At 46.0% G+C, this 23,368-nt stretch carries 16 protein-coding genes; 12 read left to right on the top strand and 4 right to left on the bottom strand.

What is annotated here, in order from left to right:
• The first annotated feature begins 146 nt into the window (after positions 1 to 146).
• From dptF to SBL51_RS03000, 5 genes are read left to right on the top strand one after another with little or no spacing between them, the layout of a single operon-like run.
• Positions 147 to 1,715: a DNA phosphorothioation-dependent restriction protein DptF gene (gene dptF, locus SBL51_RS03020; protein ID WP_317929081.1), complete on the top strand. Its 1,569-nt coding sequence runs from the start codon at positions 147 to 149 to the stop codon at positions 1,713 to 1,715.
• Positions 1,715 to 3,061: a DNA phosphorothioation-dependent restriction protein DptG gene (gene dptG, locus SBL51_RS03015; RefSeq protein ID WP_317929080.1), complete on the top strand. Its 1,347-nt coding sequence runs from the start codon at positions 1,715 to 1,717 to the stop codon at positions 3,059 to 3,061. The genes dptF and dptG overlap by 1 nt, the downstream gene beginning before the upstream one ends.
• Positions 3,042 to 8,201, top strand: coding sequence for a DNA phosphorothioation-dependent restriction protein DptH (gene dptH, locus SBL51_RS03010; RefSeq protein WP_317929079.1), 5,160 nt, complete (start codon positions 3,042 to 3,044; stop codon positions 8,199 to 8,201). The genes dptG and dptH overlap by 20 nt, the downstream gene beginning before the upstream one ends.
• A gap of 1 nt (position 8,202) precedes the next feature.
• On the top strand, positions 8,203 to 9,261 hold the full coding sequence (locus SBL51_RS03005) for a ParB N-terminal domain-containing protein (RefSeq protein WP_317929078.1): 1,059 nt from the start codon (positions 8,203 to 8,205) through the stop codon (positions 9,259 to 9,261).
• The gene (locus SBL51_RS03000) at positions 9,261 to 10,352 is read left to right on the top strand and encodes a potassium channel family protein (protein ID WP_317929076.1); all 1,092 of its coding nucleotides are present in this window, start codon (positions 9,261 to 9,263) and stop codon (positions 10,350 to 10,352) included. The genes SBL51_RS03005 and SBL51_RS03000 overlap by 1 nt, the downstream gene beginning before the upstream one ends.
• Here SBL51_RS03000 and dndE read toward each other — a convergent pair.
• Genes dndE through dndB form a run of 4 tightly spaced genes read right to left on the bottom strand, consistent with a single transcriptional unit; the run spans position 10,341 to position 15,408 of the window.
• Positions 10,341 to 10,685 (bottom strand): DNA sulfur modification protein DndE, encoded by a 345-nt coding sequence (dndE, locus tag SBL51_RS02995; RefSeq protein ID WP_317929075.1) that lies wholly within the window; start codon positions 10,683 to 10,685, stop codon positions 10,341 to 10,343. The genes SBL51_RS03000 and dndE overlap by 12 nt on opposite strands.
• Before the next feature lie 51 nt (positions 10,686 to 10,736).
• Complete coding sequence (gene dndD, locus SBL51_RS02990) at positions 10,737 to 12,728, bottom strand: DNA sulfur modification protein DndD (RefSeq protein WP_317929073.1); 1,992 nt, start codon at positions 12,726 to 12,728, stop codon at positions 10,737 to 10,739.
• Positions 12,728 to 14,311: a DNA phosphorothioation system sulfurtransferase DndC gene (dndC, locus tag SBL51_RS02985; protein WP_317929072.1), complete on the bottom strand. Its 1,584-nt coding sequence runs from the start codon at positions 14,309 to 14,311 to the stop codon at positions 12,728 to 12,730. Before dndC ends, dndD begins: the two co-directional genes overlap by 1 nt.
• Positions 14,308 to 15,408 (bottom strand): DNA sulfur modification protein DndB, encoded by a 1,101-nt coding sequence (gene dndB / locus SBL51_RS02980; RefSeq protein WP_317929071.1) that lies wholly within the window; start codon positions 15,406 to 15,408, stop codon positions 14,308 to 14,310. Before dndB ends, dndC begins: the two co-directional genes overlap by 4 nt.
• A gap of 643 nt (positions 15,409 to 16,051) precedes the next feature.
• On the opposite strand from dndB, the gene hflK reads away from it, so the two are divergent.
• From hflK to SBL51_RS02945, 7 genes are all read left to right on the top strand, one after another.
• Positions 16,052 to 17,128: an FtsH protease activity modulator HflK gene (hflK, locus tag SBL51_RS02975; protein WP_317929069.1), complete on the top strand. Its 1,077-nt coding sequence runs from the start codon at positions 16,052 to 16,054 to the stop codon at positions 17,126 to 17,128.
• A complete protein-coding gene (hflC, locus tag SBL51_RS02970) occupies positions 17,125 to 18,114 on the top strand; it encodes a protease modulator HflC (RefSeq protein WP_317929067.1) in 990 nt (329 codons plus the stop codon). Before hflK ends, hflC begins: the two co-directional genes overlap by 4 nt.
• Before the next feature lie 24 nt (positions 18,115 to 18,138).
• Positions 18,139 to 18,261, top strand: coding sequence for a hypothetical protein (locus SBL51_RS02965; protein ID WP_317929065.1), 123 nt, complete (start codon positions 18,139 to 18,141; stop codon positions 18,259 to 18,261).
• A gap of 42 nt (positions 18,262 to 18,303) precedes the next feature.
• Positions 18,304 to 19,971 (top strand): phosphoenolpyruvate--protein phosphotransferase, encoded by a 1,668-nt coding sequence (gene ptsP / locus SBL51_RS02960; protein ID WP_317929064.1) that lies wholly within the window; start codon positions 18,304 to 18,306, stop codon positions 19,969 to 19,971.
• 190 nt (positions 19,972 to 20,161) lie between these two features.
• On the top strand, positions 20,162 to 21,352 hold the full coding sequence (locus SBL51_RS02955; RefSeq protein ID WP_317929063.1) for a DUF1611 domain-containing protein: 1,191 nt from the start codon (positions 20,162 to 20,164) through the stop codon (positions 21,350 to 21,352).
• Positions 21,352 to 22,482, top strand: a complete 1,131-nt coding sequence (locus tag SBL51_RS02950) for an alanine/ornithine racemase family PLP-dependent enzyme (protein WP_317929062.1) — start codon at positions 21,352 to 21,354, stop codon at positions 22,480 to 22,482. Before SBL51_RS02955 ends, SBL51_RS02950 begins: the two co-directional genes overlap by 1 nt.
• Positions 22,479 to 23,363, top strand: a complete 885-nt coding sequence (locus tag SBL51_RS02945) for a hypothetical protein (RefSeq protein WP_317929060.1) — start codon at positions 22,479 to 22,481, stop codon at positions 23,361 to 23,363. The genes SBL51_RS02950 and SBL51_RS02945 overlap by 4 nt, the downstream gene beginning before the upstream one ends.
• The last annotated feature ends 5 nt before the right edge of the window (positions 23,364 to 23,368 follow it).

Genomic DNA, 23,368 nt, shown 5'->3' with positions numbered 1-23,368 from the left:
AGGACCACTGGTGTGAATAAATACAAATAGCATCCGGCCTTTATACAGATGTTCTGGCAGTAAAATTGGTGGGCTCAAGGAGATAAAAAGAGCGAGTGGTTAAACATAGCGTGTAATGCCTATATGGCTGACATCATGGAAGGTATATGAATTTTCAAGATCTTTTGGGAACCTTGGCTAGATCCTCTGCACAAGCAGTATCGACCCTCAAAAAATCATCAGATGAAATTGAACAGCTTCGCTCCTATCTATATGTGGAAACAGAGATTGAAAAGCAGTTTATTGCAGCTCTCGAATCCTCAACATCTCCAGATAGCATTCTGTTTCTATGCGGCTCAAGTGGAGATGGGAAGTCAGAAACCCTTCGCCGCCACTACGATAACTATTCAAAGCGATATCGTTTCCATCTTGATGCCACCCATAGCTTTAAACCTGACCAGAATGCCGTGGAGGCACTTAACCAGCTCTTTGATGAGCATGAGTTATCTGACCAGCCCCTTGTCGTAGGCATTAATATTGGAATGATGTTCAACTTCCAGAATACGGGAGACGAGCGTCATGCTGTGATCAAGGAGGCTATAGGCCGGTTCATTAAAGGCGAGCGTAATGTGGGTAGCTATCGTTTTCTTAGCTTTGAGGACTATCCGAAGTTCAGTCTAGAAGAAGGCAAGGTAGGGTCAGAGTTCATTTCCAAGCTTCTCGCGAAAGTAACGGCCAGAAGCAATGCAAATCCTTTATACGCCGCTTACCTTAGTGATGAGAAAAATCATCATAAACTCGAGTATCAGAACTATCGAATACTGCAAGAAGAAAGTGTCCAACAAATCATAGTAAAAACATTGCTTCATGTTCGCTTAATGTACGATCAGTTCTTTTCTGCACGTGCCATCCTGGATTTTATTCATAGTCTAATTGCTGGAGAGTCAAATCTATTTGACAACCTATTTTCCTCAAACTCTGGTGGGCTAGCCGAGAGCTTGTCTAATCTTGATCCTTGTCTGAAGCGTTCTCAGAAAATCGATGAATTTGTTGTACAGCGTTCGCTCGATATTAGTGATACAAAATTTGAATATTTCAAAAACGAGTATCAGAACCGTTATGGCGTTGTAGAAATGTCGCCTAGTAGTTGGATAAGAGCATTCTATCTACTTCGAGACATTGATTTCGAAAATAACTATCACAAGCAGTTCTCATCAGATTTCGAGAATATTACCTTCGAAGACTACATAAAAATCTGGCAGCTGCATCATTCACTATCAGACAAGAGAAAACTAAGAGAATTTTACAGCAAAATTCTCATTGCAAGTCTGACCAAATTTGCGAATCGCCTAGCTCCAAAGCAGGTTGGCGATGGCTTTTATCTAGCGGAGCGTAATGGCGTAATAATGTCCGCTAAAGTTGACGTGAATTTAGATTCAAAATCACTCAAAGAGGCGAACTCAGGGCAGATACATAGTTTCTTTGCCGCGATAAAAGTTGGAGAGCAGTCTGTAACACCATTTCCTATAACGGTCTCTTTTTTAGAACTGACAGAACGGATCATGGCGGGCTACAGACCTAACAGACACGATAAAAACACGGTTGTTATTCTTGAAGAGGTTGTTGAAGAAATAACCAGGATCGCCTCAAAAAGTGAAACTTTATATTTTCATAGCGAAAGCGGCGATTGGTCTCTACTGCTTGAAGAAGATGAATTCGTAGCGGAGGCCTGCTAATGAGCTTGAAGGAAAATTTACAGGCGGCAGCTTCTGTAGAGATTAAAGACCGCAATTTCGTGAATCACTTTCTGACGTTTCGACAGCAACGTGGAGAGAAGATTAGCGATCCTGACGTTATGGCGGTTGCCGGAGAGTTGCTTTCTATTGCTTGGCGCAAAGTGTTAAAGAAAGGAGCCTCTCTTGATAAGTACACAGAAGCGAGTATGACGCGATTATCGAAGAAAATCGCTGATGAAGATTTTGAAAATATCGTAAAGCACATGTACTTCGGTGATGATGCCAAAGGCCTCTTACAGGTGTCGCCTGACTTCATGTTGTTCAAGGCAGGTAGTGCATCATCTGGGAATACCCGGCATGTGGGTGCGGTATTAGGCAACATGCTACTTTCCAGGCCAGAGGTAACGCCCGTCTCCTCTGAAAACCTGAACTTTCTTGAAGCCGATCTTCTTGACGAATTTCAATCCTTTGTTCGTGAGCTATCTCCACCGGATGCAACGGAGGACTATCTGCCCTTTATGGGCGCAGTTTTCGCGGCCGACTTATCTCTGCTGTGTCGATATCCTGGTTACATGATGCAGAATTTGAAGGCTTTTGTAGGTCTATACAATTTTCTATATAGCGCCCAGTTGGCGATGAATCTGCGTAGCTGGCGCACTGAGCCTACCAGCAAGCCACTTTATTTCATCATGGATACTGAGCGGGCCAGTAGCGAGCGCACCTACGTTCGTGAGGCTTTGAGTACTCTGGTCGATTACGTAGAAGATCTGTTCCCTGTTTTGTCTGCGCTAGAGTACCTCAATCAACCTGATAACAAAGAAGCAACTCGTTATCCGTTATGGAAGCATTATCAATATCTTGAGGGATTGCCAGAGGAAGAGAAGCATGAACTCCACAGGGGGTTAAAGTGTTTTCTTGAAAGCTATCGAGCGACGCGAGGGCGGGAACCCTGGAGTGGTGAACTGAGCACCCCGGAAGATGTATTCAAGGCCATAGTCTCATCAGCAAAAGAAATATTTAACCAGCCACGTTCTAGCCAATTGACGGTAAACAGGAAAGTAGTGGCTTCATTCGAAACTGAAGTGGCTCGTCATTTTATACAGAACCGTAAGCGTGGTGGGCGAGTACTGATTATGAATCAGGACTACCTGTTGCTATTGACGAATTTAGCTGTGGGAGCCAAAGAAAAGCTTCAGTATCAGCAGTTAATTGAAGAGTTTAAGCGCCGGGGGGTCTGGTTTGATCAGCAGTCTCAACAAGCGTTAATAGAATTTTACGAGCGAGTAGGAAATCTCGAGCGGATGAGCGACAGCGGGGATGCGGTATATGTCCGAAAAACAATTTGAAGGTTTTCTCGTAAACCACTTGAAGACCTGGTTGGCGGCAAGGCTCAAACCAGGCGATCGCTTTCAGTTTCGCTCAACAGACCCAGAGAACACCGTGCGCCTGCTGGCTGCATTACGTGATGCCGCCGATGGTTCTGTCCAAGACGAAGAGACCGCCCTCAGTTATCTGAACTTAAATGGCATCCAGGTTCTGATCGCTGGGCACGCAGAGGAAAGATCGGTAGAGGATGGTTGTTATACCGACAACTATCTGGCGAAACTCAGAGATAGTGTTGTAGATGATGAACGTGCTCTGATTATGGTGCACAACAGCGCGCTTGATACTATTACGAACAGTACATTCGACCTAGCCCAAACAGGAGCCATTTGGTCAGTTGCAAAAATCAGAGAGCTTCTTGAAAGTCTGATCGACGACAGCATGACTAATAGGCAAACGTCAAAGTGTCTGCTCGATTTGCAAGCAAAGATCGTTGCGTCCGATGGCGCCAGTATTTTTGGGTATCGCAGCCTTTACGAATCAATGATAGACGGCGATCTGAGATTTGATGAGTTAGGGTTGTTTAATGATCCACACCTGACGGGTTCATGGGGGAGCGCAACGACTACCCCAAATCAAAGACAGATTGAACGCCGATTGGAAGAAAACCGGAAGCTTAGATCTGAAATTGAATTTGAGCTTGAGCATCATCCCACCGAGCTGGAAGATCGCTTAAGCAAATTTGGTGGAAAGTTCGTAAAAGATAACTTTATAGATAGCGATGACTGGAAGAATCGAACTTATGATGAGTTTGTCACTGAAATCCAAAAGCAGAAAAAACAAGCTTTAGAATTTATCGATGTGGATACTGGTAGCGGAAACCTTCAGCGCCGCAGTAAGAAAGAAACCGCAGCCGGACAGCGGGATCAGAGCATCCTCTTAGAGGTTCCTACAGATCAAAGTACCTTCCAGATTGATCTTAAGTTCACAGGTGCTAGAACTGAAAAGAGCGAGTTCGAGATACAACCTAAGAAGACCGCCAAGCTGTTAGAGCTCATTCACAAGCCTCGTGGCAACAATACGACCCTTACGGTTACAGGTGAGGTGACTCAGGAACCGCTATTCTTCTCTTTGAAGACAAGGCGAGATATTTCCAGCGAGCAGTTTAAGTTCCAATGCCTTGTGGTGCCTGAGGGACGATTCTGCTTTGACGACATTATTAACAAATATTTGATTAAAGCGACTGGGCGTGGCCAATCACTCATTATTCAGTCAGATATACAAATATTGGAGACCAATCCTAACTTAAATACATCGATTACCTTGAAGGATAACGATGAAATTATCGACGTTAATGAAGTTGGAACGCTCGATTATCAGCAGATCTACGATGAATCAGATGAAGTCCGATTCATTCTGAAAAGCGGAGAGACGGAACTTCCCATTCAAATCGAGGGGGAATCGGCGAAAGAGTCGCTTACTCTACCGCTCCTTATGGATACGGGTCGAACCCGTCATATGTTCAATGATGGTTACTATGGTGTCTATAAAGAGTCGAAAGGTACCGTTGTCGTAGAAAATCAGGAAGTCATGCAATTATTCCTGCGAAAGCAGCTCCTCGATGCTGAGTGGGAAATTATTGCATCAGAATTGGTTTGCTGGGATGCATCTCAAGAGAAAGGTCTACCAGCTTCTGGATTGAAGGCATTTCCTGAACTTAAAAATCTACACCAGAGCTATATAGCGTTTCTCCAGCACTTTAAAACAGGTAGCCGACGCACATTGCCTTCTCTCGAAGGCTGGGGCCCCACGCTTGTCGGGTTAGCCAGGAAATACGTGGAGAATTATCTCGCATATCTCGAATCAGTTGAGCGAGGTAAAACCTTATCGCCTTGTACCAAGTTTGTGATGAAGCTGGGTACTGCGAGTATTCGTGATAGTGAAGAGAATAGAGTTAAGAGCTATCTGACTCCGTTCCATCCCCTGATACTTTCTTACTACCTATACTTGATCGAGAGTATACAGGCTGACGGCGATGAACTCAGCTTCCGCACTCTGCCCGAAGTGACTCTCAAACGTCTGACTGCCCGGGGTTTAATACCGCATCTGTTCGATAAAGAGCAGAAGTACAGCTACACGCAAACAGTTGATGAAAATGCATTCTGGCTGGAAATAGTACCTCGCGAAGACAGTAGTTTTGATTACATCAGCAAATTGGTACGGCACAAAATTGAAGAATTCACGGAGACCTTCTCGCGACTTTTCGATACCGTTTCCTCAGCGCCGATACTCATTAATTCGGTTAACCATGCTGAGAACCACGAGCTATTTCGGGGTCTTCTGGCCTACTACATGGAGCATCTAGAAGAAGGTCGCTACATTCATGTAAACCTGTATGACGACGAGGAGATAGAAACAGAATTCGATCTGTTCGCCGAGATGGCGACCTATGACGATATCAAGGATAGATACGATCTCGATAAAGGTAAGGCCAAGCGCAATACCGATACCATTGTCGACGTCCTACGTACCCGACTGACCTTCAGCAAGTTCCTAAATGGTAAAACCGAGCAGCAAGCATATGCGCATCTCACCTTCTTTAAGAACAACCAGGTTGTCGATGCACGTGACAACAATATCGATGAGCACCTTTCTGGCGTTGCATGTGGCGGCTTGCTGAATGGCGAATCATCCAGAAGCGAGAACGATGCTTACTTTACCGCATTCGGACTAAAGGGAGTTGATTATGCAGACAAGCCCCACCTCAAGATCGCGCGGTTATTTGGAGCGATGTGGCGTCCTTCGCGCTTGAGTAGCGACTCATATCACGAGCACTCGGCCATAAGCCTTGCGGTGAGTGACTCTGTTAAACGCCTTCTCGATAAGTCGTACGATAGCTCTGTGTGGGTCACTATCGTTGATCCCAAAGTGACCCTGGACTTCTTCTCCAATACAGATGACGTCATCCTGATCCATTATTCAGATCAATACACCAGCTCCGCTGGGTATGACGCCATTACAGTAACTAAGCAATCACAGCTGTATCGCAGTGTACTTGGCGGGCAGGGTGAGAGCCTGATTCGTGAGTTCAACGCCTTCAACGGTGAGTGGCTCTTGCAAATGGTGAATGATCCTGACAAGGAGAAGCTGGGCAAAGAAGGTGTTATTGCTTCATACAAAGCTGTTGCTGCGATGCTGTCTCAGTCCGATATCTGCTGGGTGCCATTGTCAGTAGCCGAGATGATCCGGGTTGCAGGAAATATTGGTCTGGCAATGAGCGACTCAGACTTCTCTCGGCATAATTTCGGTATTAAACAGGGCGCGATTTCTGACGACGTTCTGTTTGCTGGTTTCAAAGACGGGAAACTATACCTGTTGCCGGTTGAGTCTAAAGCGGGCGCACGCCCGAACTTCGAAAAGGCGCGCAAGCAAGCGCGTGAATTGAAAGAGTACATGGAAGGATTACTCGGCCAGAAGAACCTGGCTGGCCGGTTGTATCGTGGTTTGTTTGTTCGCCAGGTACTCCTGCAGGTTGAGAAGTATCAGCTTTATAAGGTATTCAGCGATAACTACTTTGACGCGCTGCTGTCCGCACGGGAAGAGTGGTTAGAAGGTGCTTACGAATTAGCACATCTGAAAAACTACCCCTTAGGAATGGTCGTAGCTCATCTTAATACAGATTCCTGTGTCACAGAACGTTACGAAGAGATCGACGGGATTCTTGAAATTGACATCCCTATGAGCAAGCTCGCAGGCTTAGTACATCAGCCCTACGAGAAATTGAAAGGAGAGCTTCAGGCGGGCCGCCTATTGGCAGTACCTAATAACTATATTCTTAGTGATTCTGTTAGCCATGTACCCTTTAATCAAGAGTCAACGAAGGTTGGTGATGCTTCTGAACCTAAAGCTGGCACAAGTGATCCAGCCCCTAGTGTTGAGAGTCCTAAGGCTGCAGAACCCTCGGCCATATACAATGTACCCTTGCCTATTACTCCAGCGGAGCCAGCCAAGCCAAAAGATCCCCTGGTTATTCAGTTCGGTACCGATGTATCCAATAATCAACCGGTACTCTGGGAGCCTACAAATACCGAAAAGCTGTTTAATACCAACACCGGTATTATTGGAACCATGGGTACGGGAAAGACGCAGTTCACTAAGTCTATGATTACTCAGATGGTGCGTAATCAGCATAACAATGTTGGTGGTACGCCTATCGGCATTCTGATCTTCGATTACAAGGCTGATTACATTAAAGATGACTTTGTTAAGGCGACAGGCGCTAAGGTCTATGACCTGTACCATCTGCCCTTCAACCCGCTGGCCATATTTGGTGATAGACCGATGCAGCCAATGCATACGGCGAATCTCTTCAGAACAACCATTTCCAAAGCATTCGGATTAGGGGCGAAGCAGCAAAACAAAGCGCGGACTTTGGTTATAGATGCTTACGAGGCAGCCGGTATTCGCCCACAGGATAAGAGCACGTGGAGCAAGCTACCACCGACTCTTGCGGACGTGTGGGCAGAATTTCAGGCTCAGGATAAAGTCGAGCAGGATTCACTCTATGCGGCACTGGACGATTTGATTAGCTTTGAAATATTCGAGCCGGACAGCAGTAAAACGAAGTCGCTCTATGATCTGGTTGATGGAGTGACGGTAATTAATCTGTCGGGCTACGACCCTAGCATTCAGAACCTGGTGGTCGCTCTCACACTCGATCTCTTCTATACCCAGATGCACCAGCAGGGTAGCTCAAAGCTGGATGGAAATTTCCGTCAGATCTCTAAGATGATCCTAGTCGATGAGGCAGATAACTTTATGTCCCAAGACTTCGAAAGCTTAAAGAAGATTTTGAAAGAAGGGCGTGAATTTGGCGTAGGTACGATTTTATCGACGCAAGAACTAACGCACTTCAAAACCGGAGATAACGACTACTCGACCCTGATTCTGTCCTGGGTGATTCATCAGGTAGCGAATATCAAATCGCAGGAGATCAAAGCGATATTTAATACGCAAACGAAAAGCGATGAAGAATACTTTATGGGTCAAATTCGAAAGCTCGAGAAGCATTACAGCTTATGTGTGGATGGTAAGAAGAAAGTAGCCAAGATCAAGGATCTGGCATTTTGGGAGATCAAAATGGCTCCATTGGTGAATGTATAATATGAGTATTCAAAAAACAGAAATTACAGTGTCCCTTGGCCAGCTCTTGTTGGACCCGAATAATTACAGATTGAACAACGGTGAAGATCCAATTAATTATTCAGTCGAACAAATAGTTGAGTTGCAATCTGACATACAAAAGAAGTTAATCCGTAAGAACATTTCAGATCTTGAAAGCTCTATGCTTGAAAACGGATTCCTTGAAATTGATAAAATTGTGGTCCGAGAGATAGATAACAAAGGTGATCTAAAAAAATATCTGGTTGTGGAAGGAAATAGAAGAACGGCTGCATTTAAGTCTTTGATTATAAACTTTTACGACAAGGAAGCAGATAGGTTTAGGGATGGGTTTCCTCAAAGCCTGATTGATAAATCTTCTAGTATAAATGTGATCCTTGTAAATGGAACCGAGCCCGAGATTCAAGACTACTCTCGACGCCTTATGGGGATACGGCATGTGTCTGGACCAAAGCAGTGGGGAGCTTATCAAAGTTCAAAATTAATTAATGATATGTTTGACTCTGGCCAAGAGTATAAAGAAATAGGAGCGCTTCTTGGCATGAGGCCAAAGGAAGTACAAAAAAAACATGAGGCATATCTGTGTTTTCACCAGATGAAGCGAGACCCTAAATATGGTTGCTTTGCTGAACCAAGTTTGTTTTCTTTATTTGTAGAAGCTTCGGGCGCAAATAAGTTCTTTAAGTATGAATGGTTGGGTTGGGATGACGATCTGAAAGAATTTACCCATACTGATAATTTACACAGGCTATATGACGCCATTTCACAAAGCGGTACTGAAAAACCAGAGCTAAATAATCCTACCGTTTTCAGGTCGTTCGCAAGAAATATAGAAATCAAAGAGGTGCGGTCTCAAATAGAAAGCGGAGTGAAATTTCAAGATGTAGATTATGACTTTGATCTTACTAAAAGGATTAAGAGGATAACTGAATTTACTGACTTCGTTGATAACTTTCAAGATTTCTCTAGAGAAGAGCATGATTTACTTTTAGATCTAAGAAATATCCTGGATAGAAAGTTTATCGGATGGGAGCTAGATTGATGCTTACATGGTATGACCATGCGCTCGTTGAGCTCATTTCCGTTTTAGAATCGCAGGGTTACGTAGAAGGGTTTGATTTTCTTCAGGATTTCTTCCTCGATCATAATAATGATTATGAAAGTGAAATGACATATGCGAGTTCGGAGGATTTTGCTGAAGAGAATTTTGATAAATTCCAAGGGTGGATAATATCTCAAGGTAAAAGAATAGCAGCCAGTGATACGGGAAGATGGTGTTTTCATAGAGAGGTTGAAGATACTGGTTCAGTAGCACCTACTAATGAAATACTGAATGAGTCTCCAAAACTTTCCGAGAGTGATCTTGAATTACTAAATTTACCGCAATATGAACTTAACTCGGGCTCATATTCTGGGCTAAGGTCGTTAGTTTCGAAAATGGCGGCGATGAAGGATTCACGAATTGTGACCTGTGCTTTGAACTTGGCTAAAGCAGCTGAGTATTCTGGTAAAAATGATTCTGAACTAGTAGACCTTTGGGCGTCTGCTGCCGTATATGCTGAAGAGTATGACGATAAGGAGAGAGTCGTAGCTTGCTTGAAAAATGCAGCGTATCATAACGTTAAGATTTCTAGGTTTGAAGACGCGGCACAGCAATATCAGAAAGCTGTGGACTTTGCCGCTGCTGCTGATGATAAAAGGCTACTTCTCAGGAATGCTCGAATTCAATTCCAAAACGTGGGAGATCATGACGCAGCTTCTTCTGTGTTTATCAATGAAATGAATATCCGTCTAAGAACTGGCAGCTGGTTTGAAAAAATTGCCTACTGGACCTACTGCCTGACTTCTAACTATGGTGAAAGTCCTAAAAAGGTATTGGCTAATATCTTGATATGGTTACCAATCTTCACGGTTCTCTCTTTCTTGTTGGTTGTACCAGGCGAAAGAGATTTTTGGGATGGTTTGTGGGATGGTTTCTATTTCACCATTGTTACTTTTACCACTCTGGGTTATGGCGATATAACTCCTAAGTTATGGTATGGGAAATTAATTTCAGGTGTTATTGCGACGTTTGGACTGTTATATACAAGTCTCTTTATGGTTACAATCGTTAGAAAATATTCACGTTCCTAGTTGGAAGTCACTGATATTCCTTGTGGTTTCCATAATTAGTGCTCCATTATCAACATGACTACCCCAAGCCTTGTAGTAATCCTTCGCTTCAAGGTTTGGGTACTTCTGCTTCAATAGCATCTCTACTATATCACCGTGGTCGCCCAGCCAAGTGTACTTATCCAGTTCACGCTGCGTAAGATGTATATCTTCGCCCCTCCAGGTGAAGCCACGCTCAATCGAGGTAAAGAACGCAAGGCGAGCACCGATATTCACGGTCAGGCCTGTGTTGTTCTGTAGACGACGCAGAGACGTAAAGGCCTTTTCTGAGATTTTCATTTTTTGTGGCAGCATGGTATCTCTCGTAATTTTTTGTCGTTTTCCTGGTTCCAGAATTGTTCTGGCTCAGTGCCGCCAGAAGTAGCCTTCGTAGTATGCGGAGCTTCCGGCTTGTGGATCGTAAGCGACCTCAAAAGCGTGTGAGATCTCTGGTGACAGTTCTTTATAGAAGTCTTCATCGACCTCGGTATCCGTCGATAGAATCAATACCTGATGGCTGGCCGTTGGGAAGTAGTTCTTGACCAGGTTTTCACGGTGATGCGAATCGAGTCGGCCTAGCGGCGTATCAATAATGATTGGCAGGTTACGGCCAGAGGTGCGCCCGAGGGCTTCCAGCATGGCAATGGCGTAGATCTGCTTCTCACCTGCTGAGAGCTTCTTCTTGTCGATGATTTGGCCTGCGCCATCGACGAGCGAAACATTGAAGGTCTCATGGTCAATTTTGGCGGTAATCATCAGATCGTCTTTACGGGCTAGTTTGGCAAACGACTTAATAAACTCTTGCTCAAGGGTATTGATCCTGGTTTCTCGACTTCTGCTGGAGAAGCTTTCCAGTAGACCTCGGGTACGGTCAGCTAAAGTGACCGCTTGATCAAGATTCGTTACGTTACCGAACTCTTTCTCTTTGTCTCGAAGTTTACGCAAGCTATCCATCGCCTCGCGCAGAGTGGCTTTTGCGGCTTCAGTCTTTTGTTTGGTCTCCACTTGGCGCTGTCCAAGGGAGTTTTCGATTTCGCCCAGCTCGGAAACAAAGTTAGAAATCCGGCGTTCATCTGGTGCACGTGAGATATTGAGGCCGACATTAGCTAATTCTTCTTCGACTTCTTCAAGTTCACTAGAGAGCGCTTTCACTTTGGCCTGTTGTTCTGGCACAACTTTGGTAATTAAGTGATTCAGACGGTTGAACTCGCTATCGGAGATGTCGTGGATAATGTCCGTATCAATGGAGGTCGCAGCGTGTAAGCTTTCTCCGATGGAGGCTTCAATGGCCTTCTTGTGATCTTTTCCGAGTGACTTGATTAATGCGTTCTGAATTTTGTTTAGCTGCTTACGGAGCTCTACCTGGATAACCAGTTGGCGTTTAGCTTGTTGTTCGTCACTCAGCTGTTTTAGCAGAGCAGATATCTGATTTTTCGCCAATGCTAGAGGGGCCGCATCTGCAATCAGATTTCTGATTTGCACTTGCAATTCATTCCGCTTGGCTCTCAGCGCTTGTTCTTTGGTCTCGGCCTCTTGCCTATTGCTGGCCCAGGCACCTCCCAGATCATTGATATTCTGCTTTAAGCGTTCTTTAGTCGTTTCGAGCTCGGTCGACTCAATCTTTAGAGCTTCGATATCGGCTAGTTGAGACTGATATTTGGAGTAAAGAGATTGGTAACTGTTCTCGAGGGCCTCCATCTCCGTTTGAATAGCAGAGGGCAGCTTATCTCGCTTCTGATCACGCAAGTAAACACCTAGATCTGCCTTTAGCCGATCGATTATGTCCAAGCCTAAAAGGCGATTGATAGCATCAGCCAATGCGCTGTTGTTGTCATCTTCGGCGAGGTCGGCGATCTTCTCTCCGTCGAAGAAAAACAGGTCGGCCACGCCAATGGGAATCAACTCATTGAGGAACGCCTGTTTTTGCTGGTCAGTAAGATCTTTGAGATGCTCACCATTCTGGAAGATTTCGACATTTTCAAACACGCTCTTGCCGCGCACTGTCCAGACGCGCTCGACGGTGTAGTCGATGACCTCGCCCTGTCGCCCAAAGTTGAAGTCAAGCTTTATGCCGGCAGTATTAGGTGCGAGAACCTTACCCTTAGGTTTATGGATGGCATCAACTAAAAACTGGTGGTAGTTCTGTACAGACACGGCACGGCCGAGACTCTGCTTGCCATAGAGTGCAAGTCGCACAGCTGTAAGAGTTGTTGTTTTACCAGCACCATTCAATCCACCGAAAAGAATGATGGGCCGTTTACGGTTGTATTTTACCCGTGGTTCCAGGTCGACATGGTTGTCGTCAAAGCTGCCTTGGAAAACACCAAAATCTTGCAGGTAGAGACTTTTTAGAATCATTAGCTCAGTGCCTCATACTCTTTTGTCAGAGCTTTGAGTTGTTCGTCATAGACAGATTTCAGGTGTAGATCTGTGCTGTCGGCTTTGAGCTCGTTTTTCAGTTGATTTTTAAAGTCTGAAGTGTGGGTCGCTGCGGCTTTGGCCGCTTGGATATCTTCCATGCTTCCCCAGTCGTTCTTGAGCAAGCTCTCAATCTTGTTAAACAACCCTTTGCGGCGGCTAAGGCCATCCATAGACAGTTCAAGTTCTAGAAGCTTCATGACCAATTCTGCAGGCACGCCATTCTCGGCTGAAAGCTCAGCAATGAGGTCGGCGTCTGCCTGTGAGAAGGCACCACTATCATGCTCGACCCAGTCTAAGTCCTCACCGTATACGGAGTAGTAGATTTTGGGCAGTTCGTCTGACCAGTCTGGCTCATTGGGATCGAACATCCATTCTTTACGAATGGCATGTAGCTCTTCCGGATGAATAAGCTGAATCTTACGCCCCTCTTCTATGAGGTTTTTCTCAATAGTTAGTAGTTCTTTCAGCCATTGCTTTCTGTATTCGAGCAGGTAAGGCCCGGGAATGGTTTTGATTTCGGCGATATTGTCATTGTCTATTGCGCCGCGTGCATACTGAATACGTCCGGTACGGCGCTTAAAGTTACGAAACTCGTTCTTATTTTCTGGGAGCGTAGTTTTAAAGAGTTTGTTGCGAAAGCTTTTAAGCTTCTTCAGCCACACTTCACCTGAATCAATCAGCCCCTCAATGGCTCTGTCTTTTGTGACGACCGTACAAGTCCAGCAGCCAAACCGGGAGTTACCACAGGATGGTGTGTTGGTATCTATCACCAAGGGGCACTCCCCTGCACTTGAGTCTTTGTAAAGTTCGAACAGTTCGAAGTGGTCTCCCCCCCAGGGGGCGGGAGCACCTAACAGGTACATCCAAACTTCATCGAAGGTCCAATCCTCAATCGGCATATAGGTGAATGCACCGGGCAACGATGAGTGACGTGATAGTGAAGAGCCTTCGATCTTATGTTTGGCGATGACTTGGGCACGGGAGGAGCTTTCTTGGCTACGGGCACCAAGGACAACGATTACCTCACCAAAACGGGCAATTTTATCTTTGATAAAGGCACTGACTGGGTCGATTTTCATCCGTTCCGTACACCAACGGAAGTTTTGCGTCGGCGCAGGATAGCCTTTGCCTAATAGATTTACCCAGAAGGTTTCGTTCCACGCCGGGTACACAACATGGGCAGAGATGGGTAGCTTCTGTTGTTCTGCGTTTTTATTAATGGCCTCAATGGAGTCGTTGATCATGTCAACGACCATGGGCGTTTCAACTAGAGTGTCAGATGAAATTACGTAGATATGTTTGTGGCGTTTTGTTTCCGGCAGGCGCGTCAGAGCTACGTAGATGAGGGACAAAACAGTTGTACTATCTTTGCCGCCACTAAAGCCGATGACCCATGGTTTGTCATTCTCCAGGTACAGGTCCTGTATTTCACGTATCAGATCGTATGCCGGGCGGCCGGCGAATGCGGACGCCTCCAGCATTTTATCCATGCTGGGGTATAGAGGTTTTCTCTGGCTCATGAGTTCAGCTGGTCTTCAATCTGTTGTTGTTCTGCACCCAGGGATACTCCGAGTGCATGACGGATGATGTTTGCTGTGAGTACGGTGCTACTTCGTGTCTTACTGATCTTGCCATGATTGTCCATGGCCCGGCCCCGCCACTGTTTAATATTTGAGCGGCTCCAGTCGATCTCCGAGAGGTGTGAGAGTTTTATTTTCCAATCGTCTGGAAATTGCCTGAGCAAATCTGATCCGGCTTCCCCCAAGGCTCCCAACCCGATCCCGTGAGCGTGGACGTATTGTTCTCGAAGATCTGAGGTCGAGATCTTCCGCTCGAGGGCATCTTGCCAGTCGCGCATGTTACTACAGACAGCTTCCCAGTACTCAGAAGCCAGCTGCATTTCGATCTCTGATATTGGGTCTTTCCCGCGTTTACCTAAGAGAGCTTTTGAGGCCTGTTTGAGAGAGCTCAAGGTAAAGAGCTTGCTGCTTCGCTTGGAGAGACTACTGCTTTCAAGGTCAGTTAGGGCTTTAAAGCAGGGCACGCTTTCGAAAACGTATCTGGCAAGCGCCGAGCCACCATCCCTATGGTCGTAGAGAGTGCTGAGCGAATCCGAAGGCCGAACGGCGTGCTTATTCAGGTCGGCAAACATCTGCTGGCTTCGTGTCAGTCCTTCATCAACGAAAAACAGTACTGGGATATTATCGTGCCCTAACTCATGGGCTTCCTTTACTGCCTGCTCGATGGCTTTACGGCGGTGCTGCCCATCATTGACCAGAATCTGGGTATCCATTCCAATGGAGAGCATGCCCAAGTTAATCGCCGGTCCAGTATCTGCCACAGGCTCGAAAATAACCGAGCCGTCAATGGATGCCGTGATCGCCGATAGCGTATAGGAGCCAGGGTTTTCGACTAGATAATGTGTGATGTCGGGTACCCGGCTCTCATTTAGGCGACGTTGAGCGCGCAGCTCGGGGGGGACGACATCTTCGTCGAAAACAAATAATTTGGGTATAAGCCGCATTGGGCACATCGCTATGTAGCATGGCCTGCCTGCCTGCATACCGCGAACGGCTGGGAATTTGTGCGTGTATTCGTTTAGTAAGCTGGAGACCATTTCGGGCCTTGGGTGTGTTTGTTATTTGTTGCGAACAATCCTTATTCTGTTCGTAATTATAAAATAAGGCAAGCTTTGCGAGTAAATAGATGTTGATCCAGCCACTGCGGCGTAGTCATGGCTTGACTTGTAGATCGGGGGCATTGGGATCGGTGTGTTTAACGGGCTGGTGGGGGCGGTCCTAAATTGGACAATCCTGGCAGGTTAAATATCGAAGGCTTACAAGGTTTGGTGGTGGTGGGACTAATTGGTAAAATGAAGTTATTTTCAAGTAATTTCTGGGCATGGTATTTTTCGTGGTATTGCGAAAATTCCCATGTCGTAACCATATGAAAATTAAGAAAAATAGGTGCTTATTTACCATCGAGTGGGAGTGACAGGAATTTGTAACCTATTGAATTGTAATGATAAAAACAATCTAATTGATAATATAATCTGCATCATCAATGGCATTTTTAATAGTATCTATTGCACGCCGTAACGTCATAGACAGTAGTGCCACGAGCGGGACAGACTAACAATCCTAATTGGTTTGCCTGGTGGGTAAATCGTAATCGTACTTTTAGCCTTGTAAAAAAATATTCCGCCCCCATATGGGTAGGGAGCAGGCTATTTTGCCTGCCCCCTACCTAAAGGCTATCTAATGCCGTCCCAAAATGATGATTCTGGCACCCCATGGGGGAGTAGACCCCAATCACCACCTGATATTGATCAGATACTTAAAAAAGCCATTGACCGATTAAAAGGTTCATTCGGGGGCGGTAATTCAGGGAAAAACAATAACGGCAGCGTTGGTAAGTTACTGACTATTGGCCTTCTGTTACTTATAGGCTTAAGTCTTTGGTCGGCTTATTACACGGTGCCCAGCGATTCTGTTGCCGTAGTGCAGCGGTTTGGTATGTACCTCAAAGACGTGCCGCCAGGACTACATTTTAAGCTGCCTCTAGGTATTGATGAGACTACGATTGTTCCTGTCAAGCGGCAATTAAAGCAGGAGTTTGGTTTTGCCACACCGGGTGCCCGTGATCCTTATCAGGGCGCGCGCGATGGTAGTCGTGAAACACAAATGGTGACTGGCGACCTGAATGCCGCGCTGGTGGAATGGGTTGTGCAGTACCGAATCTCTGATCCAGTCAAGTTTTTATTTGAAGTGCGTGAGCCCGCAGAAACGCTCCGTTATGTCTCCGAATCGGTCATGCGAGAGGTAGTGGGGGATCGAACTGTGGATGAAGTGATTACCATTGGTCGGCAGGAGATTGAAGTTGAAGCATTGGTCAAGATGCAAGAGCTATCCACGAAGTACGTGATGGGAATCAGCATTGATCAGGTGCAGTTAAAAAACATCAATCCACCCAAGCCTGTGCAGGAATCCTTTAATGAAGTGAATCAGGCGCAACAGTCGAAAGAAAAACTCATTAATGAGGCGCGACGGGAATACAACAAGGTCATTCCGTTGGCGGAGGGTGAAAAGGATCAGCGTATCCGCGAAGCAGATGGCTATCGCATCAAACGTATCAATGAAGCTGAAGGTGATGCTCTGCGATTCAATGCGCTGTTTGCGGAATATCAAAAAGCACCGGAAGTAACGCGTCGTCGTATTTACATCGAAACTATGCAGGCAGTGATGCCTAACATCGAATCAAAAGTGTTGATGGATGATGCCAGCTCTGGCCTGTTGCCTTTGCTCAATCTCGATGGGAAAAAGGAGCATCAACCATGAAAAATAGTCGATTTATAACAGTCTTTGTTATTGTCATTGTTAGTGTATTTGTCCTGGGGAGTTCGCTGTATACCGTTGATGAAGCTGAGCAGGCCATCATTACCCAGTTTGGTAAGCCTGTTGGCGAGCCGGTAACGACGGCCGGTCTTAAATTCAAAATTCCCTTTGTGCAAGAGGTAAATCCCATCGACAAACGCGTGTTGGAATGGGATGGTGCTCCTTCCGATATGCCCACTAAAGACAAACTCTATATTTCCGTAGACTTGTTTGCCCGCTGGCGAATTGTTGATCCGCTACAATATTTTTTACGCCTGCGTGATGAGCGCAGTGCGCAATCCAGGCTGGACGATATTCTTGGTAGTGAAACGCGCAACGCGGTAGCCAAACACGAATTGATTGAAATTATCCGCACTACCAAGGATCGTGTGCCACTCATTGATAACACTGTCCTTGGTGAAGTTGCTGTACCTTCCACAGAACAAGGCTCTACTATGGGTGCACTGGTGCCTATCGAAAAAGGCCGCAAGTTGGTGGAGCAGGAAATATTCAAGGCAGCGACTGAAAAAGTGGGGGTGTTCGGAATTGAGCTACTGGATATTCGCTTTAAACGCATTAACTACAACGAAAGCGTAAGACCAAAAATCTATGACCGGATGATCAGTGAACGTCGGCAAATTGCCGAACGATTTTTGTCCGAAGGCAATGGCGAAGCCGCCAGAATTCGGGGGAACAGGGTGCGTGACCTCAACAAAATTCAGTCTGAAGCCTATCGTCAGGTAGAGGAAATTCGTGGTCTAGCGGATGCCAAAGCTACTGAAATTTATGCCAGGGCCTACAATCAAAGCCAGCAATCAGTGGAATTCTACGAGTTCACGCGAACCATGGCTTCTTATCCTGAAATGATTGGTAAAAATACCACCATCGTACTTTCTACTGACAGCGATCTTTTCAAATTCCTTAAAGGCATGCGTGTCACTAAGGAATAACTCAACCCATACGTGGAGTAGTTTATGAGCAAGGAACGAAAAGGTAATAAAGAATCTAAGAAGCAGCCTTTATTGACCCAGAAAGAGAAAAAGGCAGCAAAAAAAGCAAAGAATGACAATCGGATCAAAAGCATGGGGTCACTTTAAAAGCAGTCCGCCAAACCCCTTGGGGCGGTGTGGGATATTGAGATGATGACTAATGCTCAAGAAGACAACCAAGCACCCAATACAACATCATTCATATTAACCGGGAAACCCATATCCCCAGGGCTTGCCCAGGGGCTGACCCATCTCCACCATAGTTTGCTGGGACCAATCGATGTTTCCGAACAGGGAAACGGCGACGGTATTGAATACGAGTTGTCCCGTCTGGATGCGGCAACAGCCACTATTTCTGACGATCTTCTGGAGTTGGCTACACGTGTAGAAAAACAGATTGATGCAAGGCTTGCCGAAGTGTTTGCAACACATCAGTTAATGGTTAATGACCGGGTTTTGAGAGATGAACTGCGTCAGGAAATAGTCGACAATCTCGTCAGTGCCAGCAGTGCAGTAAAGACCGTATTTCTTCGATGGGAAAAACGATTTCTACTGATGGAATCCCAGGTCGCCAGGGATAAAGGCGACGATATGCACGATATATCAATTCGATTACAAAATGCGTTGGCCGGTATCACGGTTCATTCATTAGATAAAATCCCCGATAACTGTGTTCTTGTGATGTCGCGTTTGCTGCCTTCCGATACCGTCTTTTTGGCAGGACGGCCTATTGCCGCAGTGCTTTTACAGTATGGTAGCTTAGGCTCCCACGCAGCTTTGTTCTCGCGTGAAATAGGGCTTCCGGCTATTGCCGGAATTCCGAACTTGATTACCAGTGTGCCTGACAATGCCTACGCATTAGTGGATGCGGATAGGGGAGCGGTGACGATTAGACCTAATGTTGATGATAAAGCCGTTTTTCAGGAAAAAATCAAAACTAAAGCTGAGATTTTTGAGGCTGCAGGAGTGCATGCACAGCGCCCGGCAGTGACCAAAGACGGAGTTTCTATTTCCGTGTTGGCCAATGTGGGTTGCCGGGAGGATGCGGAAAAAGCCATGCATAACGGTGCGGATGGTGTTGGCTTATACCGCATAGAACAGGTTTATCTGGGGCGCAGTGTGCCTCCTGATAAAGATGAACTGATTAATGAAATGCGCGAAACCCTGGCAGCAGCTAAAGGGCATGCTATATGCGTCCGTCTCCTGGATATCGGCGCGGATAAGCCGTTGCCTTTTCTTGGTTTTATGGCAGAAACCAATCCTGCTTTAGGGCGGCGGGGTATTCGGTTGTTATTGGAATATCCCGAACTCCTTTCTACGCAATTATCCGCTATATTAGAACTTTCCAGAGAGCTTGATATTCGTGTGCTCATTCCCATGGTTACCCTGCCGAGCGATGTGTTAATTGTGAAGGAACAGTTGCTGAAACTAGGTGAAAAAATGAGGCTATCAGAAGTTCCTTCAATAGGAGCGATGATTGAAACACCAGCAGCGGCTCTTTCAGCACAAGCGATTGGAAAATATGTCGATTTTCTCAGTTTTGGCACCAATGATCTGACACAATATACCTTCGCGGCTGACCGGGATAACGCGGCTGTAGAGCAGTATTTTGATGATGGATCTGATGTGATCTTCCGACTTTTACAACTCGTACACAATGATAACCGCGAAATACCACTTTCTTTGTGTGGAGAGCTGGCGGGCCGGCCCGAATTTATTTCCAGGTTGCTCCATTGCGGAATACGAGTCCTGAGCGTAGCCCCACCACTAATACCAGTAGTTAAGCAGGCTATTCGTGAGGCCAAGTGGTTGGCCTGACATGCAAGCGACAAAATACTTACTTTCATATCAGTTAACTGTTGCTTGTGTTAAGCTAGCCTATCACTTCCAGCCAGTGGGATATTTTTCCCGCGGCATCATTACTTAGCGGGACTTCTCGTTGACATTCGGCTAATCCTGGCCGGCACGATCTGGTTGCCTCCTCTGAGTCTTTACTCAAGGAACCATTATGCCTGCATTATCAGGCAATTCACCCATTATCAAGCACTCGGTTATCCCGGCCATCGTTACGGGGGGAGCTGAGCATTTACCATTAAAACCATTGCGTGTTAGTCAGCAAACAACGACTGCTATTGTTTACTGCGAAGGAAATTTCGCCGCCATTGACGGTAAAACAGCCAACGGACTTGTGCGTCATTCTGAACAGTACAGAATCCTTTCTGTCATCGACAGCGAAAAATCCGGTCTTGATAGCGGTACGATACTGGATGACAAACCCAACAATATACCCATCTGCAAAGACCTTGCCGATGCCTTGTCAAAGGCTGGAAAAGTGCCCGATTACTTTATTTTTGGTATGGCTCCTGCCAGCGGTATGTTATCCATTCATGAACGCAGTCTGATACTTGAGGCGATGAGTCATGGCATGAACATCGTCAATGGCTTGCATGAATTTTTGAATGATGACCCGGTGTTTATAGCGGCTTGCGAATCAAGCCAGGTAAAAATTCTGGATATCCGCAAACCGCGAGCAAAAAAAGATTTGCGAATGTTCAGTGGTCGTATCAATGAGGTGACTTGCCCACGTATTGCCGTGCTGGGTACAGATTGCGCTATTGGGAAACGTACCACCGCTACAGTTTTAAATCGGGCGCTGAATGATCGGGGTATCAAGGCTGTGATGATTGGTACGGGGCAAACGGGCTTAATTCAAGGCGCACGTTATGGTGTGGCGCTCGATGCGATTCCGTCACAATTCTGCGTGGGTGAACTAGAGGCAACCATTGTTGAAGCTTTTGAAAATGAACGGCCCGATGTAATTATTATTGAGGGGCAAGGTGCTTTAAGTCATCCCGCTTTTTCTTCCTCGGCTTTTATTCTGCGTGGTAGCTGCGCTAACGGTGTGGTATTGCAGCACGCTCCCGCGCGACAGCATCGCTGTGATTTTGCGCAAATGCCGATGCCTTCGCCTTTATCAGAAATCCATTTAATTGAGACCTTTGCCGACACTCGAGTGATCGGCTTGACCATTAATCATGAAAACATGACCGATGCCGATGTAACGGATGCCATTAGTCAATATGAGCAGGATTTGTGTATTCCGGTTACCGATGCCTTAACGCGATCACCTGAGCATCTGGTGCAGATGGTCGTTGCAGCTTTCCCGAATCTTCAGGCGAAAACGCCGACGGTAGCCTAATGGCTGCGCCCAGATTGGAAATTGATCTCGACAAGATTTATCACAATGCCCATGAATTGGTGACACGACTCGCTGAGCACCGAATTTCAGTGACAGGAATAACCAAAGCGTCTCTCGGTTCAGTGGAAGTTGCCAACACCTTCCTGCAAGCAGGGGTGGCTGGGTTGGGGGATTCGCGGATCGAAAACATCAAGGCCCTTCGCCTCACAGGCAACAATGTACAGGCCAATAATGTTCCGATGATACTCATTCGGTCACCAATGCTGAGTCAGGTAGAACAGGTTGTAAAATTTGCGGATACAAGCTGCAACACTGAAATCGAGGTCATTAAAAAGCTCTCACACGAAGCACAGAAGCAGAATCGAATCCACCAAATACTGTTAATGGTAGAGCTGGGAGACCTCCGAGAAGGCATTATGCCTGATGATTTGATCGACACGGTACGAGAGGTCATCTGCTTACCCCATGTCTTACTCATAGGTATCGGCACTAATCTCGCCTGCCGTTGTGGTGTTTCTCCTGATGCTACCAACATGGCTATATTATCGGAACTGGCAGAGCGCATTGAAACGCTGTTTAATTTGACGCTAGACGTGGTGTCTGGAGGCAATTCGGCCAATCTGCTATGGGCATTGGACGGTAACAACGAAACAGGGCGAATTAATAATCTACGTCTCGGTGAAGCTATTTTGCTCGGTCGCGAGACGCTCCAGCGTCATCCAATAGATGGCTTGTTCTCAGACGCCATTACCCTTGTTGCGGAAGTTATCGAATCGAAAATCAAACCATCTCAACCGACGGGTAATATTGCGCAGGCTGCCTTCGGAGAAGCTCTACCCGTTAGTGATCGAGGCCCTGTGAGGCAATCTATTCTGGCCATTGGCATACAGGATGTCGATCCCTGTGGAATGCAAACTCCCACGGGTATCAAGGTTCTTGGGGCTAGTAGTGATCACCTCATTATTGAGTCTACCGAAAATAAGCTGCTTGTGGGAGAAGAGGTGACCTTTCAGCTTAATTACAGCGCACTGGTTCGTGCAATGACCTCGCCCTTTGTTTCAAAAGTTTATACCTATCGGCGAGAGAGGCCACTAGCTTCTACTTTTAACAAGAATGGATTACAGCCATGAAATTAAAACACTATCTATTGAATTTTGTAGCCATTGTTACATTACTGACAGCTTCTGTTGGCAATCTATCGGCACAAACTGATGCTCCAGAAATACCGGAAAATGCCTACAAAAAAACTTATGGGTCTGGTTGGGATTGCAATAGAGGATTTAAAAAAAAGGACAATGCCTGTATCCCGATACAGATACCGGAAAATGCGCATCTTAGTTCCTACGCGTCGGATTGGAAATGTGATAGAGGCTTTTTGAAAAACGACGATGGCTGTGAGGCTGTTATCGTTCCAGCCAATGCTTATTTGGTCGATGCCCAATATGGCACGGGTTGGAAGTGTGAGAGAGGGTACAGACCTAATCAAAAAGGCTTTAGGGAAGACTCAACTCAGTGTATAAAAATTGAAGTGCCTGAACATGCTGTATTAAACGATTCAAACTATGGTTCCGGATGGAATTGCGAGCAAGGTTATAAAAGTACTGGTAAAAGCTGCAAAAGCATTGTTATTCCGGCCAATGCGTATGCTACATCTTCAACCTACGATAAGGGTTGGGAATGTAAGCGAGGTTATCAAGAACTAAACAGCACCTGCATTGCGTTGAAAATCCCTGACAATGCTTTCCTTGATCGGCGTGGGGAAAGCTGGGAATGTGAACGTGGATATCGAAAAGAGGACGATTCGTGTATCAAAATTACTCTACCTGAAAACGCCTACCTCGAAGATGAGGGCAATGATTGGCGATGTATCAGAGGGTATGAAAAAAAGGGTGAGTTGTGTTCTCTCATCGTTATCCCTGCGAATGCGCATCTTAATTCGGCGGGAGATGGCTGGAGATGTAATGAACCTTATCGTGAAAATCGAGGCTTATGTAAAGCCGCTGGAGGTTAACTGGG

The organism is Halioxenophilus sp. WMMB6 (genome assembly GCF_033283405.1).
Taxonomy (GTDB): Bacteria; Pseudomonadota; Gammaproteobacteria; order Pseudomonadales; family Cellvibrionaceae; genus Halioxenophilus.
Note: the sequence above shows the minus strand (reverse complement) of the source record. Positions and strands in the feature narration are given on the sequence as shown.

Excerpts from the sequence above, each read along its gene's own strand:
- dptF (WP_317929081.1), top strand. The coding sequence starts at position 147 with ATGAATTTTCAAGATCTTTTGGGAACCTTGGCTAGATCCTCTGCACAA.
- dptG (WP_317929080.1), top strand. The coding sequence starts at position 1,715 with ATGAGCTTGAAGGAAAATTTACAGGCGGCAGCTTCTGTAGAGATTAAA.
- dptH (WP_317929079.1), top strand. The coding sequence starts at position 3,042 with ATGTCCGAAAAACAATTTGAAGGTTTTCTCGTAAACCACTTGAAGACC.
- SBL51_RS03005 (WP_317929078.1), top strand. The coding sequence starts at position 8,203 with ATGAGTATTCAAAAAACAGAAATTACAGTGTCCCTTGGCCAGCTCTTG.
- SBL51_RS03000 (WP_317929076.1), top strand. The coding sequence starts at position 9,261 with ATGCTTACATGGTATGACCATGCGCTCGTTGAGCTCATTTCCGTTTTA.
- dndE (WP_317929075.1), bottom strand. The coding sequence starts at position 10,685 with ATGCTGCCACAAAAAATGAAAATCTCAGAAAAGGCCTTTACGTCTCTG.
- dndD (WP_317929073.1), bottom strand. The coding sequence starts at position 12,728 with ATGATTCTAAAAAGTCTCTACCTGCAAGATTTTGGTGTTTTCCAAGGC.
- dndC (WP_317929072.1), bottom strand. The coding sequence starts at position 14,311 with ATGAGCCAGAGAAAACCTCTATACCCCAGCATGGATAAAATGCTGGAG.
- dndB (WP_317929071.1), bottom strand. The coding sequence starts at position 15,408 with ATGGTCTCCAGCTTACTAAACGAATACACGCACAAATTCCCAGCCGTT.
- hflK (WP_317929069.1), top strand. The coding sequence starts at position 16,052 with ATGCCGTCCCAAAATGATGATTCTGGCACCCCATGGGGGAGTAGACCC.
- hflC (WP_317929067.1), top strand. The coding sequence starts at position 17,125 with ATGAAAAATAGTCGATTTATAACAGTCTTTGTTATTGTCATTGTTAGT.
- SBL51_RS02965 (WP_317929065.1), top strand. The coding sequence starts at position 18,139 with ATGAGCAAGGAACGAAAAGGTAATAAAGAATCTAAGAAGCAGCCTTTA.
- ptsP (WP_317929064.1), top strand. The coding sequence starts at position 18,304 with ATGATGACTAATGCTCAAGAAGACAACCAAGCACCCAATACAACATCA.
- SBL51_RS02955 (WP_317929063.1), top strand. The coding sequence starts at position 20,162 with ATGCCTGCATTATCAGGCAATTCACCCATTATCAAGCACTCGGTTATC.
- SBL51_RS02950 (WP_317929062.1), top strand. The coding sequence starts at position 21,352 with ATGGCTGCGCCCAGATTGGAAATTGATCTCGACAAGATTTATCACAAT.
- SBL51_RS02945 (WP_317929060.1), top strand. The coding sequence starts at position 22,479 with ATGAAATTAAAACACTATCTATTGAATTTTGTAGCCATTGTTACATTA.